The organism is Hymenobacter psoromatis (assembly GCF_020012125.1).
GTDB lineage: Bacteria > Bacteroidota > Bacteroidia > Cytophagales > Hymenobacteraceae > Hymenobacter > Hymenobacter psoromatis.
The window spans coordinates 1,628,853-1,643,566 of the sequence record NZ_JAIFAG010000001.1 but is presented as its reverse complement, the minus strand read 5'-3'; the positions used below and the strand labels follow the sequence as shown (position 1 = coordinate 1,643,566).

The 14,714-nt window shown below is 64.5% G+C and carries 10 protein-coding genes; 2 read left to right on the top strand and 8 right to left on the bottom strand.

Annotated elements, in window-relative coordinates; translation table 11 throughout:
* The first annotated feature begins 353 nt into the window (after positions 1-353).
* Positions 354-4,319, top strand: coding sequence for a non-ribosomal peptide synthetase (locus LC531_RS07050; RefSeq protein WP_223649610.1), 3,966 nt, complete (start codon positions 354-356; stop codon positions 4,317-4,319).
* Here the strand turns inward: LC531_RS07050 and LC531_RS22865 are convergent.
* The 4 genes from LC531_RS22865 to sdaAB form a co-directional block, all read right to left on the bottom strand.
* Positions 4,316-5,152: a phosphatase PAP2 family protein gene (locus tag LC531_RS22865; RefSeq protein WP_223649609.1), complete on the bottom strand. Its 837-nt coding sequence runs from the start codon at positions 5,150-5,152 to the stop codon at positions 4,316-4,318. The genes LC531_RS07050 and LC531_RS22865 overlap by 4 nt on opposite strands.
* Before the next feature lie 65 nt (positions 5,153-5,217).
* Complete coding sequence (locus LC531_RS07040) at positions 5,218-6,612, bottom strand: efflux RND transporter periplasmic adaptor subunit (RefSeq protein WP_223649608.1); 1,395 nt, start codon at positions 6,610-6,612, stop codon at positions 5,218-5,220.
* Between the two features lie 115 nt (positions 6,613-6,727).
* Entirely contained in the window at positions 6,728-8,281 is a 1,554-nt protein-coding gene (locus tag LC531_RS07035; RefSeq protein WP_223649607.1) for a TolC family protein, read from the bottom strand.
* Between the two features lie 189 nt (positions 8,282-8,470).
* Positions 8,471-9,148 carry an L-serine ammonia-lyase, iron-sulfur-dependent subunit beta gene (sdaAB, locus tag LC531_RS07030; protein ID WP_223649606.1) on the bottom strand — a complete coding sequence of 226 codons (678 nt, stop codon included), beginning with the start codon at positions 9,146-9,148 and terminating at the stop codon, positions 8,471-8,473.
* 194 nt (positions 9,149-9,342) lie between these two features.
* Here sdaAB and LC531_RS07025 point away from each other — a divergent pair, with 194 nt between their 5' ends.
* The gene (locus LC531_RS07025; protein ID WP_223649605.1) at positions 9,343-10,338 is read left to right on the top strand and encodes a tryptophan 2,3-dioxygenase family protein; all 996 of its coding nucleotides are present in this window, start codon (positions 9,343-9,345) and stop codon (positions 10,336-10,338) included.
* A 150-nt stretch (positions 10,339-10,488) separates the two neighbouring features.
* On the opposite strand, the gene LC531_RS07020 is transcribed toward LC531_RS07025, so the two are convergent.
* The 4 genes from LC531_RS07020 to LC531_RS07005 form a co-directional block, all read right to left on the bottom strand.
* Complete coding sequence (locus LC531_RS07020) at positions 10,489-11,382, bottom strand: SDR family oxidoreductase (RefSeq protein WP_223649604.1); 894 nt, start codon at positions 11,380-11,382, stop codon at positions 10,489-10,491.
* Positions 11,383-11,443: 61 nt separating this feature from the next.
* Positions 11,444-12,745: a family 1 glycosylhydrolase gene (locus LC531_RS07015; RefSeq protein WP_223649603.1), complete on the bottom strand. Its 1,302-nt coding sequence runs from the start codon at positions 12,743-12,745 to the stop codon at positions 11,444-11,446.
* Between the two features lie 213 nt (positions 12,746-12,958).
* Positions 12,959-13,657 (bottom strand): DUF421 domain-containing protein, encoded by a 699-nt coding sequence (locus tag LC531_RS07010; RefSeq protein ID WP_223649602.1) that lies wholly within the window; start codon positions 13,655-13,657, stop codon positions 12,959-12,961.
* Positions 13,658-13,842: 185 nt separating this feature from the next.
* Positions 13,843-14,532: a DUF421 domain-containing protein gene (locus LC531_RS07005; RefSeq protein WP_223649601.1), complete on the bottom strand. Its 690-nt coding sequence runs from the start codon at positions 14,530-14,532 to the stop codon at positions 13,843-13,845.
* Positions 14,533-14,714: the final 182 nt, after the last annotated feature.

The window sequence follows — 14,714 nt, the reverse complement described above, 5'->3', positions numbered from 1 at the left end:
CTTTATATTCACAACGCCCACTCACTCTCTCAACTCACTATGAAAGTAGCTTATTCACTTGCTAACGCAGAAAAGATGTGTGAGCGTACCGCAGGTTTAAAACTACCCGGTACGGACCCGCGCTGGCAGCCGGGCAGTACGCCGGGAATTCAGCCCGCTAAACCCCGGCTTATTCTGGCGGGCGGGCGACGCGCGGCTGGTTTTTCGGGCTTTGGTGCGGCAGCCAGGTATTGGCGCAGCCAAGCGGCTCGGCGGCTCAGCCTCTACCTGCCAGCAGTAGCCAATTGAAGGTTATGGGAGAGCTCGCAACCCTAGCGCAGGCAACTTGGGAAGTTGCCCCGCCACCGCTCGCAGTGGACGCCACGCCCGTAGCGGATGATTTTGACCCCTTTGCGGGGCCGGCTATCTCGCATTTAATTCCGCTGACCGAGCCGCAAGTCGAAATCTGGACCGCCTGCCAGCTGGCCGGCGACGACGCCAGCCGGGCCTACAACGAGTCGGTGACGCTACGCCTGACTGGCGACCTCGACCGACCCGCCCTGACGCAGGCGGTGCAGGCGGTAGTGGCCCGGCACGAGGCCCTGCGCCTGGCTTTCAGCACCGAAGGCGCATACGGCTACGTAGTGGAGGAACTGATTCTGGAAATTGATTACCAAGATTTTACTGCCGACCCCGACCCGACCGGGCGGGTAGCAGCCTACGGGGCGCAGGAAGCCCAGCACGTGTTCGACCTGGGGCAGGGGCCGCTGGTGAAGGCCGCCCTGCTGCGCGTGGGCCCCGCCGAGCACCACTTCGTGCTTACCGCCCATCACCTGGTTTGTGATGGCTGGTCTACCGGCATCGTACTGCAAGAGTTGGGGACCTTGTATTCTGCTTTTAGCCAAGGCCGCGTCCCGCTCCTACCCCCCGCCGAAACTTACGCCGACTATGCTAACCAGCTTCAGCAGGCCAGCCAGCAGCCCGACTACCAGCGCGCCGAGCAGTACTGGGGGGCGCAATTCGCGGACTCGGTACCGGCCCTGACGCTACCCACCGACCAAGCCCGGCCTGCGCAACGCACGTACCGCGCCGCCCGCGCCGACTTCGGCCTGGAGCCCGCCCTGGTGGCCGACCTCAAGCAGCTGGGCCAGCGGGCGGGCTGCACCTTCGTCACGACGCTGCTCGTGGCGTTTGAGGCGCTGCTGTATCAGCTGAGCGGCCAGTCGGATATTGTGGTGGGCCTGCCCACGGCCGGGCAGCCGGCGGCGGGCCGGCCGCAGTTGGTGGGGCACTGCGTGAATCTGCTACCGCTGCGCAGCCAGCCCCGACCCGAGCTACCCTTTACGGAGTATCTGCGCCAGCGCAAGTCGGCCATTCTGGATGCGTATGAGCACCAGCAGCTGACCTTCGGCAGTCTGCTCAGGCAGCTGCGCCTACCCCGCGACCCGAGTCGGGTACCACTGGTACCCGTCGTCTTCAACCTCGACCTGGGCTTGCTGAATGACGTGGCCTTTGCCGGTCTGGCGTGCTCGCTGCGCACCAACCCGCGGGCCTACGAGGCGTTTGAGCTGTTCGTGAACGCCAGCGGCACGGAGCAAGATTTGACCTTGGAGTGGTCGTATAACACGGCCCTGTTCAGCCCCGCTACCATCGCGCGCTTCATGGCCACTTTCACGGCTTTGCTGGTGCGCATCGTGGCGCGGCCCGATACCAGCCTGGGCGAGCTGGCTACCACCCCCGGCGAGCTAGACCCGGCTTACCAGGCCCTCAACGCTACTGACCAGCCCTACCCCAGCACCCGGCTGCTGGGCGAGCTGCTGGCCGAGCAGGCCGCCCGCACTCCCACCGCCCCGGCGCTGGAGTTTGAGGGGCAGGTGCTGACTTTTGAGGAGCTGCACCACCAGGCGCTGCGCTTGGCCGGCTACCTACGGCAGCAGGGCGTGCAGCCCGGCGATGTGGTGGCGCTGGCCCTCAACCGCTCGCCTGCATTGCTGATAGCCTTGCTGGCCTGCGTGCACTGCGGCGCGCCCTACCTCCCCCTTGACCCCGCCTACCCTGCCGAGCGCCTGGCCTACCTGCTGGATGACTCGCAGGCCCGGCTGGTACTGGCCAGCGCCGCGCTGCCCTGCGCCAGCGCTGCTCCGGTGCGGCTGCTGGCCGAGGCTCAGCTAGTTGCCGAAGCCCTGCCGGCCGAAGCGCCGGCGCTGGACCTGCCCAGCAGCGCGCCACTCTACGTGCTCTACACGTCGGGCTCGACGGGCCAGCCCAAGGGCGTGGAAGTGAGCCACCGCAACGTGGTGAACTTCCTGTGCGCCATGCAGCTGGCCCCCGGCCTGACGAGCGCCGACCGGCTGCTGGCTGTGACCACCATCTCGTTCGACATCGCGGGGCTGGAGCTACTGCTGCCACTGCTGTGCGGGGCTACCGTAGTGCTGGCTCCGACCGAAGTTGTGCGCGACGGTCGTCTATTGCTGGACTTGCTGCGCCAGGGGCGCATCACGACCCTGCAAACCACGCCCTCGTGCTGGCAGATGCTGCTCAACGCGGGCTGGGAGGAGCCCCTACCCCAGCTCACGGCCCTCAGCGGGGGCGAGGCGCTGCCGCCCGCGCTGGCCGAGCGCCTGCTGGCCCGCTGCGGGGCGCTCTGGAACCTCTACGGCCCCACCGAAACCACCATCTGGTCGGCGGTGCAGCGTGTGCGGCCGGGCGCGGCCATCACCATTGGCCAGCCCATTGCTAATACGCAAATTTATCTACTCGATGCCCAGCGGCGCCTGGTGGCCCCCGGCGAGGTGGGCGAGCTGTGCATTGCGGGCGAGGGCGTGGCGCTGGGCTACCTGCGCCGCCCGGCCCTTACGGCTGAGCGCTTCGGCCCCGACCCGTTCGCAGCTGCGCCCGGCGGGCGGCTCTACCGCACCGGCGACCTCGGCCAGTTGCTGCCCTCGGGCGAAGTGCAGTGCCTGGGCCGCCTCGACCAGCAGGTGAAAGTGCGGGGCCACCGCATTGAGCTGGGGGAGATAGAACACGCTTTGCTGAGCCTGCCCCACGTGCGCGAGGCCGTGGTAACGGCCCTGGCCGGAGTTGAAGCCGGCGACGAGCGCCTGGTCGCCCACCTGGTGCTGGCCCCCGATGCCCCGGCCGAGCCAGCGGCCGCCCGCGCCGCCCGCTGGCAGGCCGCGCTGGCCCGCCAGCTGCCCGCCGCTCTGGTACCCAGCGAGTTCTGGTGCCTACCCGAACTACCTCGTACCCTCAATGGCAAAACCGACCGCGCGGCGCTGGCGGCGGGCAGTCCGGCCGCCGCCAGCGCCGCCCTACCCCCGCTCCCCGGCCCGGCCCCGGCGGCCGGCGACTACGTTGGCCCGCGCACGGCCATCGAGCAGCTGGTGGCTACCATCTGGCAGGACTGCCTGCCCGGCAGCGGCCCCGTGGGGGTTCACGATGATTTTTTTGCCGTGGGTGGGCATTCGCTGGCTGCCGTGCAGGTGATGGTGCGCCTGGAAAAAGCCACCGGCCAGCGCCTACCCCTGGCCGCCCTCCTGGAGCACCCCACCATCGCCCGGCTGGCCGTGCGGCTGGAGCCGGGGGCACAACTCCCCACCTGGCGGTCGCTGGTGCCCCTCAAGCCCAGCGGCTCGCGGCCGCCACTCTACATCGTGCATGGGGCCGGGCTCCACGTCTTTCAATTCAATAAATTAGCGAAATACCTGGCCCACGACCAGCCCGTGTACGGCTTGCAGGCGAAGGGAATTGATGGGGTAGAAGCCCCCCTGGCCACCACCGAGGAAATGGCGGCGCACTACGTGGCCGACGTGCTGGCTCACGACCCCACCGGCCCCTACGCGCTGGCAGGCTACTCCTACGGCGGCATTATTGCCTTCGAGATGGCCCGGCAGCTGCTCGCCGCCGGCCGCCAGGTAGCCTTTCTGGGGATGCTGGATACGTATGCCCACCAGCATTCGCCGCTGGCCCACGGCTGGCGGTGGCTGTTTTTTCGGGCTAAAAACCTGACTTACCGGAGTTGGCTGCTGCTACGCCTCCCGCGGCTGGTGCTACGCTACTACAGCCCCAATTTGCTGAGCGGGCTGCTGGCCCGCTTTCACGGCGCGGCCCAGGAGGCGTATCGCCTCGTGCCGCTGCCCCTGCACGTGCACCTGTTTCGTAACCTGGAGCAGACCTATCACATGGAGGATGAGAAGTTTCTGGGCTGGCGCGCCTTCGCGGCCGACGTGACGGTGCACGACATTCCCGGCACGCACTATTCCCTTTTTGACCTGCCTCACGCCCAAGGCTGCGCCCAAGTTATTCAGCGGGCCCTGGACGAAGCGATGCGGGCCGGCTAGTGGTTGAGCCAGCGAACGGTGAGCCCTACCCCCCCGCCGGGCAGCAGGGCCGGGAACCACTGCCAGGTGGGCCGGGGGGGTAGGGACGCGCCTACCCCCGGCCGGGCGGCCGGGCGGCGGCCCCAGCGGTAGCGGTGCGACAGGTAAGCCAGGTGCGCCGACAGAATGCCTACGCCCGCGCCGGCAAACACATCGGCTTCCCAGTGCTTGTTGTTGAGCATTCGAAACGCGCCCACGGTGGAGGCCAGCGCGTAGGCTCCTACCCCGTACCACTGGCTTTTGTCGCGTAGCTCGGTGTGCACAATGCTGGCCGCCAGAAACGCCTGCGCCGTGTGCCCCGACGGAAACGAGCGATAGTCCGACCCATCGGGCCGCAAATGATTGGTACTGACCTTCATGATGTAAACCGAGCCTAGCATCAGCGCCTCGGACTTAGCCAGGATAAGGGCCAGATTGGCGCGGTCGTTGCGGCCTTCGACTCCGAAGGCCAGCACCGCGCCCAGCTCCAGGTAGGGCGACCACTGCAAGTAGTCGTCGAGGTGGTTACTAAACCCCGGAAAATGGCGCTGAATGTCGCGCCGCGCATCATACGATGAGTAAAACCCGTGGCCATCGACCACGCTGATGCCGTAGCCGATGAGCACGGCCGGCACCACGCTGGCCCGCACCAGCTTGCCGCGGTACCAGGGCCAGGGCACCGCGCCGGGCGGCGTCTGGTACTTGTGCAGCGTCGAGTCGGCGGGCGGGGCGGGGGGTAGCACCTGTGCCTGGGCCACATGTGCTAGCAGGCTGAAGGCCAGCACGAAGCTTTTTAGGGCAGAAGCTTTGAACACTGAAAGAGATTGCGTTTTTAACAAGAGCGTCCTGCTTCGCTTACTCGCCGGGCCGCGCCCTACCCCTACTTGCTGTTGTTGTCGGCCAGGGCCTCTTTGCTGAGGCTATCGGCACTCTTCACGGTCACCAGGGCCCCGTCTTTCAGGGTCTTCGACACGGCGCGGAAGGGGCCGCTCGCCACCTGCGTGCCCGCCGAAATGCCACTTAGTATTTCAATGTTCTGGAAGTCGCTAATGCCGGTTTTCACGTGCGTAAGCACCGCTTTGCCATCTTTTAGCACGAACACCACTTCCTCAATCTTAGCCTTGGGCGCGGTAGCGGTTTGGTCTACTACCTGCGCGCGGGCATCAGCCCCCTCCACCTTCTGCTCGTTTTTGCGCACGGCAGCCGAGTCGGAGCGGGTGGTGACGGCGGCCAGCGGCACGCTTAGCACACCCGCCTTGCGCTCGGCGATAATGTCCACCGAGGCCGTCATGCCCGGCCGGAATGGCACGGTGCTGCGGCCGCCGGGGCCAGTTTTAACCAGGTGATTGTAGCTCTCGGGCAGCAGCAGCACGCGGACCTCAAACTCGGTCACGGCCTCGGCCGTGAGGGCGTCCTTGGCCGTGTTGGCAATGGCCGTCACGATACCCTTAAACTTCTCATTCTGCGTCGTGTACGAGTCCACCTCTACGTCGGCCGAGTCGCCGAGCTGCACCCGGATGATGTCGTTTTCGTTCACGCTCACCCGCACCTCCATGTTATTGAGGTTGGCGATGCGCATGATTTCGGTGCCCGCCATCTGGGTAGTGCCCACCACGCGCTCGCCGCGCTTCACGTTGAGCTTGCTCACGGTGCCGCTCACCGGGGCATAAATAGTAGTTTTGTTGAGGTTTTTCTGGGCTTCGGTCAGGCCGGCCTGGGCGCTGCGCACGCTGCTCTGAGCGGCCGTAATCTGCGCCCGGATGGCCTTCAGCTGCTCCTGCGAGGCGTTGTAGGCGGCCTGCGCGGCCTCGTAATCAGACTGGGAAATAACCTTTTGCTTGTACAGCGATGCCTGCCGGCGGTAGGTCAGCTCGGTTTGGTGGGAGTTGGCGGCCTGCTGCTCCAGCTGGGCCTGGGCTTGGCTCACGTTGGCGCGCTGAGTACCTACGGCGGCGCTCTGCTGGCTGACCACCGCCAAGTAATTGTCGGGCCGGATGCGCAGCAGCAGTTGGCCCTTCTTCACGGAGTCGCCCTCCTGCACGTACAGCTCGGTGATTTCGCCCGATACGTCGGGCGAAATTTTCACTTCCGTCACGGGCTGCACCTTGCCCGAGGCACTCACTTTCTCCAGAATGGTGGCCGGGCCCGCCGTGGCCGCGGTTATCTCAATGCCGGTAGACTTGCCCACCCAGCCTTGTTTTTTAGCAATCGCGTAGCCGCCGATAAGCACCACCACCACAGCCAGCAGAATATAGAGTAAACGGTTATTTTTCATTTAACAAGTAACATTTATCATTTAACAGTTCGCATTTGCTCTTCTTATCAGTTGACCGCCGTCTGCTTTGGTAAAAGCAAACGATTATTAAATGATAATTGGTAACTGTTAAATATCACAAAGTTAGCGGCTTACCTTCATAAAAATCCACCACCTTGCGACGGAAGATGAAGGTGTATTTGGCTTGCAGCTGATTGGAGATGGCGAAGTTGAGGTTATTCTTGGCGACGTTAAACTCGGTACCGCTGAGCAGGCCGTTGTTGAAGCGGATTTCCGAGTTGCGCTGCGTGAGGGTGAGCGCCGCCACCTGGCGGGAAGCAGCGGCGTATTGGAGCTGGGCGGCGCGGGCATCGGCGTAAGCCTGCTCGATGCTTTGGCGCAGGGTGAGGCGGGCCTGGTCAGCGCGCACGCTGGCCGCCTGCTCGTTGATAATGGCGCGCTGCACGCCCGTGCGCACCTGCAAGCCGTTGAGCACTGGAATGGAGAGGCCAAACTGGACGGCCTTACCATAATTGTTGCTTAGCTGGTCGAAAAAGCGCGAGGGCAGAATTTCAAAGTTGGGCTGCCGGCCGGTCGGAATCACGTAGGAAGAAGGCGCATAGCCGCCCCCCGGCCGGCTTTGCAGCACCGGAATGTAGTTGGCGGCCGTGGAGTCGCCGGTGAAGATGCGCGTTGATTGCGACGACGAGAAGACCGTAGACAGCGAGCCGTTGAGAAACAGGCGGGGGTAGTAGCCACCCTTCGCAATGTCGGTGCTGCGGCGGGCGCTGAGCACGCGCAGGTCAGCGGCCTGGATTTCGGGCTTGGTGCTGGCCGCCGCCTGGTACACCGCGTTCAGGTCCACCTGGTAGGGGGCTTCCTGGTCGGGGTCGGGCAGGTTAGGCACCTCAATTTCGAAGTTCTGAGCCATGGCCGGGTCGATGTTGAGCAGTTGCAGCAAGGCCAGGCGAGCCAGGTTATCCTGGTTTTGCGAGGTTATTACGCTCAACTCATCGGTCGCCAGCTGGCTCTGGCTGTCGAGCAGCGTGCTTTCCGGAATGCTGCCAGCCTTGAGCAGCAGCTTCGTGCGCGCAATCTGCTCCTGGTCGCGCTGCACGTAGAAGGTATTGGCGCGCACCAGCTCCTGGGCCAGCACCAACTGCAAAAATTGCGAGGCTATATTGAGGCTCAAGTCGTTGCGGGATTTCTCAATATCCTGCACGCTGGCCTCGTAGTCGAGGTCGTTGCGCCGGATGGTATTGCGCAGCACAAAGCCCTGAAAAATAACCAGCTGCCCCTGCCCCGCGAAGTTGTTGGAGCGCGTGGTCGCGTTCTGAAACTGCGAGGTTACCGGGTTTACGTAGGTGCCGTAGTTCCAGCCCTGGGTGGCGTTCAGGTTGATGGTGGGCAGCAATGCGGCCTTGCTCTGGCGCAGCACCTGGGCATTGCCCTGGGCCGTGAGCTGGTTGAGCCGCACGCCCAGGTTATTCGCCAGGGCGTAGTCTACGGCGCGCTGCAAAGTCCAGGGGCCGGTAGCGGCTGCCGCCGCCGAGGGCAGTGCTGCTGCCGGGGCCGAGGCCGGGCGGGCCGGCTGCGGCGCGGGCGCAATTTGGGCGGCTAGCGGCCCGGCGGCCAGCAGGCCGGCCAAGCCCAGGCCCAGCCGCAGGGGGGTAGTACGTAGTGCAATCATAGGAAAAGAAAGAGCGCGCGGACAGCAACAATAAAAAAGTACCCAAAGAAACGAGCCAGCGGGGCAGTTATTTTAGCCACCCGCCTGCGCAAGGGGGGGTAGGGCTCCGATTTTGTATCGTCGGCAGACGGGGAGCATTACAGTTCTTCATGTTACTTTCACCTGACAGTCAGCCCATAACGGCCGGGCTTATTCGAGCGTTGGAATGTAGGTTATGCGCTGCACCCAGCTTAATTGCCGCAAGTAAGCAAGGGTAAGGTCTTTAATCGGGCTGTCCATCTCGATAAACTGCCGGGCCGCATCGCGCTTCCCCTTGCGCGAGACGAACATGGTGGCAATGTTGCAGTCGTCGTGGGCAATAACCGAGGCGATGAACGCGATGGAGCCCGGCACGTCGTGCGCATCGATAATCAGCGTGTGCAGCCCGCCCGAAAAGTCGCAGCCGAAGCCATCCACCTCCACGATGCGGATGACGCCGCCGCCCCGGCTCTGGCCCACCACTTCCACGCGGTGCCCGTCGGGGCCGGTCAGGTTGAGCTTGATGGTATTCGGGTGCAGGGTCGAGGCGTTGCCCACGCTTTGAAACGTATACCTGAGCCCCGCTTCGGCGGCGTGCTCGAAGGCCGTGCGGATGCGCGCGTCGTCGGGGGCGTAGCCCAGCAGCCCGGCCACAATGGCGCGGTCGGAGCCGTGGCCTTCGTAGGTGCGGGCGAAGGAGTTGTAGAAAGTAATGACGGCCTCGGTCGGCAGCGCGCCCAGAATGCGGATGGCTGCCCGCGCAATGCGCACTACCCCCGCCGTGTGCGACGAGCTGGGCCCAATCATCACCGGCCCAATCATATCAAAAATGCTCGATTTTTCGGCCACGGGCGGTAAGTAGGTAGGTGAGTAGAACGATATAGAGACGCGACCCTTCGCGTCTCTCGGCGGCAGGGTTCGTTCACGCGGGGAGAGACACGAAGGGTCGCGTCTCTATATTGTTCTCAAAAGTAGCGGGTAAGCTACCAACGCCGCGCTCGGCGGGAGCGGCCGATATTTGCACTGCCTACTCTTCTTTATCAATGGCCACCTCGCCTACCCCCCCTACCGGCCCCGACGCCGAGTTTTCGCCCGCCGTGCTGGCCCAGCTGCGCCGCCTGCAAGGCCGCTACGCCCCCGATGGCCAGGACCTGGCCGCCTACCTCGAAGGGCTCTACCACGCCGAGTACGTGCACTACTGGGACTACATCGAACTGGAAACGCTGCTGAGTCTGCAACGCCCGCTCACCAAGTTTCCCGACGAGAAAATCTTCATCATCTACCACCAAATCACGGAGTTATACTTCAAGCTTTGCCTGCACGAATACGAGCAGCTGGGCGAGCTGGCCGCGCCTACCCTCAGCGAAGCGGTGCTGCGCCTGGGCCGCATCAACCGCTATTTTGATAACCTAATTGACTCGTTCGACGTGATGGTGGACGGCATGGAGAAGGCGCAGTTTCTGCAGTTCCGGCTCACGCTGATGCCCGCCTCGGGTTTCCAGAGCGTGCAATACCGCTACATCGAAATTGCCAGCACGGCCCTCGAAAACCTGGTGCCTGCCGAAAAGCGCCGCCTGCTCGGCGATGCCCCTACCCACGAGGAGTTCATGGGCTGCATCTACTGGCAGACCGGAGCCACGGTGGAAGAAACCGGGGCCAAAGCCCTGACCCTAACCGAGTTTGAGCGAAAATACACTGGCCAGCTCGTGGCCCACGCCCGCCACTACGAGCACCGCAACGCCTGGGCCGTGGTGCAGCGCCTGCCCGAGGCCGAGCGCCGCCACCCGCGCCTGCTGCGCGCCCTCAAGCAACTCGACGTAAACGTGAATGTCAACTGGCCCCTCATGCACTACAAATCGGCCGTGCGCTACCTCCAGCGCGACCCCACCAACGTACCCGCCACCGGCGGCACCAACTGGCGCAACTACCTGCCCCCCAGGTTTCAGCGCCGCATCTTCTATCCCCAGCTCTGGACCGAAACCGAGCTGGCCGAATGGGGTAAAGGCTGGGTAGAGAAGGTGCTGGAGGAGATGGGATAGGAAGTAATCGAAAAGAATCATCCGTTATGCTGACGAAGGAAGCCTTTCGCCTGCGCAGGTAATTTTAGCGGTTAAGGTTAGTTGCACGGGCGAGATGCTTTCTTCGTCAGCATAACGGACGATTTCATTTTTGCTAATTCAGAAGCAAGTCTACCCCACCAGAATAGCCGGCGGGTGCGGCAGGCTCAGCAGGTGCTCGTCTTCGAGGTGGCGATGCAGGCCGCTTTCCACGTCGGGCAGCAGGGGGCCGTGGGTACTGCCCAGCACGGAGTAGCGCGGGCGGCGGGCGGCCCAGCCGAAGCTGGCGGCCGGGCGGGCCTGCACGGCGGCCTCGTCGAGGCCGGCCACGCGCAGGGCTAGGCGGGCCAACTCGACCCAGGAATAGGTACCCTGGTTGGCGAGGTGCCAGCGGCCGTGCGCGCCGTCGAGCAGCAGGTCGAGGGCGGTGTTCACGAGGTCGGGCACGTAGGTGGGCGAGATGAACAGGTCATCGGCGGCGGCAAAGGGCTCGCCGCGCCGGGCGGCGCTGAGCGCGTGGTGCACGAAATTGTGCGCATCCCAGGCGCTGAAAAAGGCGCTGGTGCGCACCACGAGGGCGCTGGGCAGCCGGGCCAGCACGGCTTCTTCGGCCAGTAGCTTGCTGCGGCCATACGCGTTGAGGGGCCGGGCGAGGTCGCTTTCCAGGTAGGGGGTAGCCTGCTGGCCGTCGAACACGAGGTCGGAGGAAAACGTGAGCAGCTGCACGCCGTGCGCCGCGCAGGCGTCGGCCAGCAGGCGGGGGCCGGTGGTGTTTTCGCGGTGGCAGCGGGCAGCATCGGTTTCGGCGTCGTCTACGCGCACGTAGCCGGCGGCGTTCACGAGGGCCCAGGGCTGGTACTGGCGCAGAGCCTGGTCGATAGAAATAGCATCAGCAATGTCGAGGGCGGCGCGGTCGAGGGCCACGGCGTGCAGGCCCCGGATGCGGCACACCCGCCGAAACGCCTGGCCCAGCGTGCCGGTAGCCCCGGTAATGAGTACAGGGTTTGGGGATAGGTTGTTAAGCATCAACTTATCATTTCGAAATTTTATTTTCTAATTTCTTTTAACAACTCATTCCCCTACCCCCCTAAGCGGCCTCAGCGAGCCACTGGTAGCGGATATCGCGCTGCCACCAGCCGGGACTGGCTAGCACCGGATGCTCGTAGTGCCCCCGGCGGATGAGACTATGCACCAGCCGGTAGAGGGCCGTGGGCCGGGGCAGGCCACCGCGCACGTCGAACACGCCCGGCTCGTAGCTGGCCCCGTCCTGGGTGAGTAGGTTGTCCCAGTCGAAGGCTCCCAGCAGCGACCACACGGTAAGGGCACGCAGGTTCACGCCGCTGGTACGCAGGCGGTTGGCAATCTGCCAGCACTGATACAGCCAGCGCATCTGCTCCTCGCGGGTGCATTTGAGGTGGGCCTCCGTGATGGCCAGCGGCTGGTGGTAGCGGTCCCAGGCCTGATGCAGCAGGTTTTCGAGGCCCACCGGGGCCACGCCGGCCACGTGCAGCGCCGGCAGGTCTACGTAGGCCGGGTGGCAGCGCCCGCTAAGGGCCGGCTGACCGGGGTAGCGGTCCAGGCGCTCATCGAGGTAGCGCTCGCCGGTAGCGTAGTGATTGATACCCAGCACGTCGGGCGGCAGCGGGTCATCGCTGAACTCGCGCAGTTCGGCTTCAGTTGCCCCAAACTCCTGTAGATACCCCCAGAGCGGGTGGGACGGCGTGACATGGCCCGCCAGCAGGTCAAACGTCAGCCAGCGGCGCTCATTCTCAAATGCCACCTGCCCGGCCAGGGCGGGCGTGCCGTGGGCCTGGCCCAGGTCTTCGGTCTGGATGAGTTGGGCCGCGGGATTGACCTCGCGGATGGCCTGCATGGCCAGCCGGGTAGCCCGCAGCTCATTCAGCAAAATGCGCACGAAGGTGCGGTCATCGCGCCCGTGCGGGTACCAGAGGCCATAGAGGCCGCTGAAGCGAGCCGTGGTCAGGGGCTCATTCACGGGCGTATAGTGCGTTACCCAGGGGTAGCGCTCGGCCACCATCCGGGCATAGCGGGCCAGGCCAGGCGCGAAAGTATCCTCGTGCAGCGCCGTGTAGCGCGGGCCGCTGCCGTGGTGCACCAGGCCCACGATGGGCTCGATGCCCAATTGCTGCAGGCGCGCCAGGCGCTCATCGGCCCAGCGCCAGTCGGGGCAGTCGAGGCCATCGGGGGCTACGTGCTCCCAGAGCACGGGGTAGCGTAGGGTGCGCAGGCCGAGGTCGGCAAAGCGGTCGAGGTCGGCGGGGCGGTCGCGGTGGCCGCTGCGCGTGAGCTGGTCGGAGTAGGCATCGCCCACGCGCCGGCAGGTGGCTTCTACGCCGCCCCATATGTCTACGGTAGCTACTGGAGTCATTAGTTGGGAGTCTGGTTTAAGCCAATTCATCGGGCAAGCAACTTGGTTTTAGGCGGCGCACCACGCTGGCTTTTGCTGCTACTTACTACTCATTCAAGTAGCAGGTTACCAATCTCCTACCCTACCTGGTGCACCGGATGTGGTTAAGCTGCGCTTTACACCGGGCTTAGCCGCGCTGGCTCAGCGCCTCGCGCCGGCCCTGGCCCCGGCAGCTTATTTTATGACCAACACGGCGGGTTCCCACTTGCAGGCCTTGCAGTGCGGGCAGGGGGTAGGGGGAGGCTGCGGGGCGGCCTGCACTTGCCCACATTCCAGGCAGGCAAACTGGCCGGGGGCTACCGGCTGCGCTTGCCGAAAGTCCTTATCCCAGCCCGGAATCAGCGACAAGCCGGGCTTGGGCTCCTGGTCTTCCACCAGGCTAAAGGTGCCGTTGGCTTCCATGTAGAGGCGGTGCACCTGCCCCAGGTGCTCCAGGCTTTCGCTTCGCAGCTGGGCAAATAGTCGCTCCTGCGAGAGCACGGCGTGTTCCATCTCATCCAGCTGCAATACACCATCGGCCGCCACCGTGGTCAGGTTGCCCTGAAATAAGTGCTCGACGGTGGGGCGGCGGGCGGCCCAGCGCGCTACCCCCTGCTGCCCCGCCACCACCACGGCGGCAATCACCAGCGCCTCCACCAGGCCGCGGTCGGGCGAGAGGATAGGGATGCCAATGCCGGCGGCCAGCGCCACCAGCGCCGCCAGCTCGGTGCGGCTCAGCTGCCCGGCCATGCGCTTGCCCATCAGCCGCAGGCCCGCGAGCAGGATAATATAGAGTATCACCAGCCGCAAGCTGGCTTCCAGTAAAAAGCTCCAAGGCACATCGCCCATCAGGATGCGCATGTAATCAGTCAGGTGCGGGGTTTCAGGCTTCATCTAATATTTTTTATAAATCCTATAACTCGCAATACTCTGGTTGTCATCACGAGCATGTTGCGCAGTAAGCAGGGACGCGGTAGTCGCACCTGCACGATAGCCGAACGACCGGCGTGGGTGTCATTGGGGTACGATTGCTTCGCAGGCTCGCAAGAACCAACGGCTTTCGCACGGGTCCTGTAACCCTAAATGACCGAAGGCACCCAGTTGTCGGCTTTGCAGCGCAGGCAGTGGGTGCCGGCGTGGTCGGTGGGGGTAGGCAGGTAGCCGCAGGTGGCGCACACCTGGCGGCCCTGGGCGGGGCCATCGGCGGCGGGGGGCGGGCGGTCGGCGGGGGGTAGCACGCTCAGGCCGGGCTGCGGCTCGGGCAGCTTGTAGTAGCTGAGGCGGCCATTGGCTTCGAGGTAGGCGCGGCGCAGCTCACCAAGCTGGGCAATGCTTTGGTTGCGCAACATCCCAAAAAACTGCTCCTGCGACAGGGCGTGATTTTGCATGGTTTCCAACTCCAGGCAGCCGTTGCGCACCAGCAGGGCCACGTCGCCCTGTTGCACCAGCTCCGCCGGGCGAGACTTAAAAGCCAGCCAGTTGCTGAGCCGGTGCACGCCCAGCACGGTCAGCAGCACCGCAAAGCTGGGGAGCAGCCCGCCCGTGGGCAGGTGCAACGGCCCCGCGATGATGGCCCCCAGCGTCAGGATAATGGCCAGCTCGCTAATGGAGAGCTGCCCCTTCATGCGCCGGCCCAGCCAACGCACGATGAGCAGCATCGCGCTAAAAATGACCAGCGCCCGCAGCGCTGCTTCAAACGCGAAGGCCGGCGGGGCCGTGCCAAAGAGCCAGCGATGCCAATCGCTGAATATGATATCTTCCTTTTTCATGCGTGCTACGCCCGGCTACCGGGCAAGCCAGACTCAACGGCCGGGCGGGGGGTAGGGTTACGGCCCCACGTGAAGCGCGCATAAAGCTGGCAGCGTTGCGGTTAGCTCACGCAGGCAGTAAGCTCAACTAGCCATTTAGCGAAGCCCTTGACGCTCTACTTCCGTCCATTTGGCCCGGCCCG

Coding starts and splice junctions, on each gene's coding strand:
- LC531_RS07040 (WP_223649608.1), bottom strand. CDS start 6,612: ATGAAAAATAACCGTTTACTCTATATTCTGCTGGCTGTGGTGGTGGTG.
- LC531_RS07020 (WP_223649604.1), bottom strand. CDS start 11,382: ATGCTTAACAACCTATCCCCAAACCCTGTACTCATTACCGGGGCTACC.
- LC531_RS07010 (WP_223649602.1), bottom strand. CDS start 13,657: ATGAAGCCTGAAACCCCGCACCTGACTGATTACATGCGCATCCTGATG.
- LC531_RS07005 (WP_223649601.1), bottom strand. CDS start 14,532: ATGAAAAAGGAAGATATCATATTCAGCGATTGGCATCGCTGGCTCTTT.
- LC531_RS07035 (WP_223649607.1), bottom strand. CDS start 8,281: ATGATTGCACTACGTACTACCCCCCTGCGGCTGGGCCTGGGCTTGGCC.
- LC531_RS07025 (WP_223649605.1), top strand. CDS start 9,343: ATGGCCACCTCGCCTACCCCCCCTACCGGCCCCGACGCCGAGTTTTCG.
- LC531_RS07015 (WP_223649603.1), bottom strand. CDS start 12,745: ATGACTCCAGTAGCTACCGTAGACATATGGGGCGGCGTAGAAGCCACC.